We start from the raw sequence: 4,527 nt of genomic DNA, 5'->3' as shown, positions 1-4,527 counted from the left end.
CGCCTGGCCGGCTCGCACCACCAGCTGCAGGTCATCCAGGCCTTCCCCAACGCCACCAACCTGGTCGACGCCGCCCTGGCCCGCCCGATCCTGGATAGCGATGTGCTGGACGAAAACCTGGGCATCGGCGAAATCAAAGGGACGGGAACGGGCGGGATCACCTTCAGCGGCAGATTGACAGACGCTTACCGGGCGAATCTCGGCGCCGGCATGCTAAGCCGCCTGCTGCTGCGCCTGTTCCATTTCAAAGCCGCGAGCTTCGAGGAATTCAGGTTCAAAATGGCCGCCTGCCCGTGGGAGCTGCACCTGAACGAAGGGGTTCGGCTCGCTTTTGTCATCAACGCCGGCCATTCCGGCTTGTGGCACAGCGGCCGCCTCGAGGAAGAGGCGCTGGCCGCCATCCGCGCCCGGCTGGCAACGCATGGCCGGGGGGTCTTTCTGGCTCAAAAGAAAACCGCCCCCGGCCGCGGCGAGCAAGAACAGACCGTTTTCATCCGCCTCGACCGGGAGCGCTGTCTGATAAGCCTCGACAGCAGCGGCGAGCTCCTTTACCGCCGCGGCTATGACAAGCACAGCTCCGAGGCGCCGCTGCGGGAAACGCTGGCCTGCGCCATCCTGAAAACAGCGTCCGTCGAGCGCTACCGGGTCGTGATCGACCCCTTCTGCGGTTCGGGCACCTTCGGCCTGGAGGCGGGGCTGATCTTTTCCGGGCGCCCCTGCAACCTGAACCGTGGCTTCGCCTTCGAAGCGTGGCCATCGTTCCGTCCGGCCGCTTTCGCCCATCTCAGGAGGCAGCTGGCCTCCGAGTTGGAGCGCAAGGCGCTCCCCGGGAAAAAAGTATTCTGCTCCGACATCGCGGTCCCGGCCGTGCGCACCACGGCCCGCAACCTCGCGGTCATGGACCTCTCACCCTGGCTTTCGGTCGAAAGAAACGATTTCTTCAAGCTGCCGCCTCCGGCAGACGTCGACCCAACCGACATCCTGCTGGTGCTGAACCCGCCCTACGGCACCCGCCTCGGCACCCCCCAGGACAGCCCGGACCTGTATCGCCGCATCGGCGCCAGGATCCGGCGCGACTTCGCCGGCTGCGGCTACGCCATCATCGTGCCGGGGCTTGAGCTGGAAAAAGTCCTTTCCCTCCCATATGACGAAAAAATCCTCTTCCGCAACGGCGGCATCCCGGTGTCGCTGCTCGTTCATTTCAGTAAAAGACTCCGTAACGAGTAACAAGTGACAAGACAGAAAATGATTTAGGGGCACAGATATCATGCCCAAAAATCCCAAATCACAAATCCCATAGTCACACTAGATGGTTTCAGCGCCCTATTGAAACTGCTGCAACCATAGTGTGACTAAAATTCGAAGTTCCAAATTCCAATGTCCTAAACGAAGAAAAGGAAAATGCACGTAGGGGTTTGATTAATCAAACCCCTCCAAGATCAAGGACCTTACGACCGTATTGCGCATTTTATTTTGGTCATTTGGTTATTGGAGCTTGGCGTTTGTTTGGAATTTGGTGCTTGGGATTTGGAATTTTAGTTTCCTCGCGGGGGAAACTTATGATATATTCAGCAATAGAAATGAACAGCAGAATAAAATACATTGCAATCCTTGCTCTACTCCTGGCCTCTTTTTCCTGTGCGCAGCCGAAAAAGGTTTACGTGGTGCCGAAACCGCCGGTCATGCCGACCCCGCCAGTGGTGACACCGGTCCTGCCCCCCTCACCGCCGATCGTCTGGACCGCCGCCAACTCCCTGCAGCCGGCAGCGGTCCTCCCCAGGCTGCGCGACGACGAGGCGGCGCAAACTCTTCTCGATGCCGTGGGCCTCAGCCTGCGGAAGTTCTCCGCCATGGACGGTTCCGCGGTCATGCATTTCGGCAGCGACCTTGTCCCGGTCGCGCGCGTCATCGCCAGCCTCAGCGACTTCCGCGCCAAGCTGGCCGAGCTCGGCCTGAGCGAAGGATTTTTTTCCTACCTGCTCGAGAACTATGTTTTCTATACCAGCACGGCGCCGCAGGTGACTTTCACCGGCTACTACGAGCCGCTGCTGCACGGCTCGCGCCTCCAGTCGCTGCGCTACCCCTATCCCCTGTATGGGCGGCCGGCCGACCTGGTAACCGCCGACCTGACGCAGTTCTATTTTTACAAGGAGCAGCCCGGCATCCCCAGCCAGATCAAGGGCCAGGTCGATGCCAACAACCGCCTGGTCCCCTACTTCACCCGCGAGGACATCGACTTCAAGAGCAGGCTGGCCGGCCGCGGCCTGGAGATCGTCTGGATCGACAGCCTGGTCGACATTTTTTTCCTGCACATCCAGGGTTCCGGGATCGTCCAGCTCGAAGACGGCAGCCGGATCTTCGTCGGCTACGCCGACCAGAACGGCCATCCCTTCCGCTCGGTCGGCAAATACCTTCTCGACAAGGGACTGATCGACCGCGGCCAACTCTCCCTGGCCGGGATGAAAACGTTTTTCAAGGAGCACCCCGAGTCCATTCCCGAGGCCTTCATCAGCAATCCCAGCTACGTTTTTTTCCAGGTCAACGAGCAGAGCGCGACCGGCACCTTCGGAACGCGCCTGACCCCCTGGCGCAGCATCGCCAGCGACCAGCGCCTGTTCCCCCTCGGCGCCCTGGCTTACATCGAGTGCGAGAAGCCGGTCTTCGATGCACAAAAGCGCATCGTCGGCTGGGAGCCGTTCGGCCGCTTCGTCCTCAACCAGGACACGGGCGGCGCCATCTTCGGCGCCGACCACGTCGACCTCTTCACCGGCCAGGGCGAGTTCAGCGAGCTCGTCGCCGGCAGCATGAAGCAAAAGGGGAGCCTCTTTTTCCTGCTTAAAAAATAGGGCCGCAATTTTTCTTGATGGTTGATTTTTTTTTCGCAAGGGAATAAAGTAAATGGATCCCAAAACGAGGCCGAGATGAAATGCCCAAAATGCGCTTTCCCAAATGACGGGGGGAACCGGACCTGCAGCCAGTGCGGAGAACCTTTGGATGCCACCCCGCTTGTCCGCGACATAACCCCCATCGCCGCCTACCCGGCCGGTCTTGTTTTGGGCCCGGGAGAAAACTTCGGCAACCGCTACCAGATCATCGAAGAGATCGGGGTCGGGGGCATGGGCCGGGTTTTCAAGGCCCTGGACAAGGAGCTGCAGATCGTGGTGGTGCTCAAGATCATCAAACCCGAGATGAACGACAGCGCCGAAGCGGTGGAGCGCTTTAAAAGGGAGCTGCTCCTGGCCCGGGAGATCATCCACGAAAACGTGATCCGCATCTACGACCTGGGCGAGATGAACGGCACCCGCTACATCTCGATGAATTATGTCGAGGGCCAGAACCTCCAGGACCTGATCGCCATGGCGGGCCCGCTGGAGAAGGGAAAAGTGCTCGACGTGATCGGCAAGATCTGCCGGGCGCTGATCGCCGCCCATGGCAAGGGCATCATCCACCGCGACCTGAAGCCGCAAAACGTCATGATTGGCAAGAACGGCATGGTCACCGTCCTCGATTTCGGCATCGCCCGCTCCATGAGCCAGGTCGGCACCACCCGCACCGGCATCGTCATCGGCACCCCCGAATGCATGGCTCCCGAGCAGATCCAGGGCGAAAAGATCGACGCCAGCACCGACATCTACTCCCTGGGGGTGATGATGTTTCAAATGCTCACCGGCCGCATGCCTTTTGTGGCCGACAGCATGCAATCGCTGCTCCTGAAGCATCTTCACGAGACCCCGATCCCGCCTTCGAGCATCAATCCGGCCATCCCGCGGGCGTTGGAGCGCATCATATTGAAGTGCCTGAAAAAAAGGCCGGACAAGCGCTACGCCTCGGCCGAAAAACTGCTGGCGAAGATCGAGGGCTTGCTCGAGAAAAAAGCGCGGCGGGAAAAATTCAAGCGGCTGCTGCTCCCCCTGCGCCGCCCGCTGCGCCTGCGGCCCGTGGTCTACCTGGGCCGGCTCCTGGAGTTGGCCCTTCTGCTCTTCGCCTGCGCCACCGTGCTGGGCTGGATCGTCGACAGCCATTTCAACGGCAAACTGCTCGGGCTCACCGCCGAGTATCCCCTCTACTTCAAGACCCGCTTTCCCATGGACAAGGATTACCTCCCGGCTGACTGGCCGGCCAGGCAGGGTAATGCCTGGAAAAAGTACCGGCAAGCCATGCATGTCCAGGCCACCCTGCCATCGGGAGCGGCAAGGCGTTTGGGGCGCGATATCGAAAAACTCCGCCACGCGGCCATCCCCCCGGCCGGCGTCGAGGCCGTCGCCGGGGTGTTGGCCAGCGCCGGGGAAAAGATGGGCATGGACGACGTGCTTTCCGGCATCGCCAGCAATACCCTGGCTCCGCAAGCGGGGGAACCCCTGCCCGCTGCGTTCATCGCCTTCTTCAGCCGCTGGCAGGCGTTGAAAGCCAGACTGGAATTCCTGAGAGGCAACACCGCCGGCGGCGTCGAGCGGCTGCGCGAGCTCGGCTGCTTTCTGGTCGATTGCGACGCGGCCGCCGGCACCAGGGCCGATCACGCCCAAGCTG

3 protein-coding genes are annotated in these 4,527 nt (G+C 61.1%); all 3 read left to right on the top strand.

Annotation, left to right across the window (positions count from 1 at the left end; all coding sequences use genetic code 11):
- On the top strand, positions 1-1,227 hold a 1,227-nt coding region (locus tag NTW95_01915; GenBank protein MCX6556180.1), incomplete at its 5' end, for a hypothetical protein.
- Between the two features lie 353 nt (positions 1,228-1,580).
- On the top strand, positions 1,581-2,846 hold the full coding sequence (locus NTW95_01910) for an MltA domain-containing protein (GenBank protein MCX6556179.1): 1,266 nt from the start codon (positions 1,581-1,583) through the stop codon (positions 2,844-2,846).
- A gap of 75 nt (positions 2,847-2,921) precedes the next feature.
- Positions 2,922-4,527, top strand: a 1,606-nt coding sequence (locus NTW95_01905) for a protein kinase (protein ID MCX6556178.1), incomplete at its 3' end; no start/stop codon positions are given.

The organism is Candidatus Aminicenantes bacterium, from assembly GCA_026393795.1.
In the GTDB taxonomy this organism is placed as follows: domain Bacteria; phylum Acidobacteriota; class Aminicenantia; order UBA2199; family UBA2199; genus UBA2199.
This window is presented reverse-complemented; position numbering and strand designations above follow the sequence as displayed.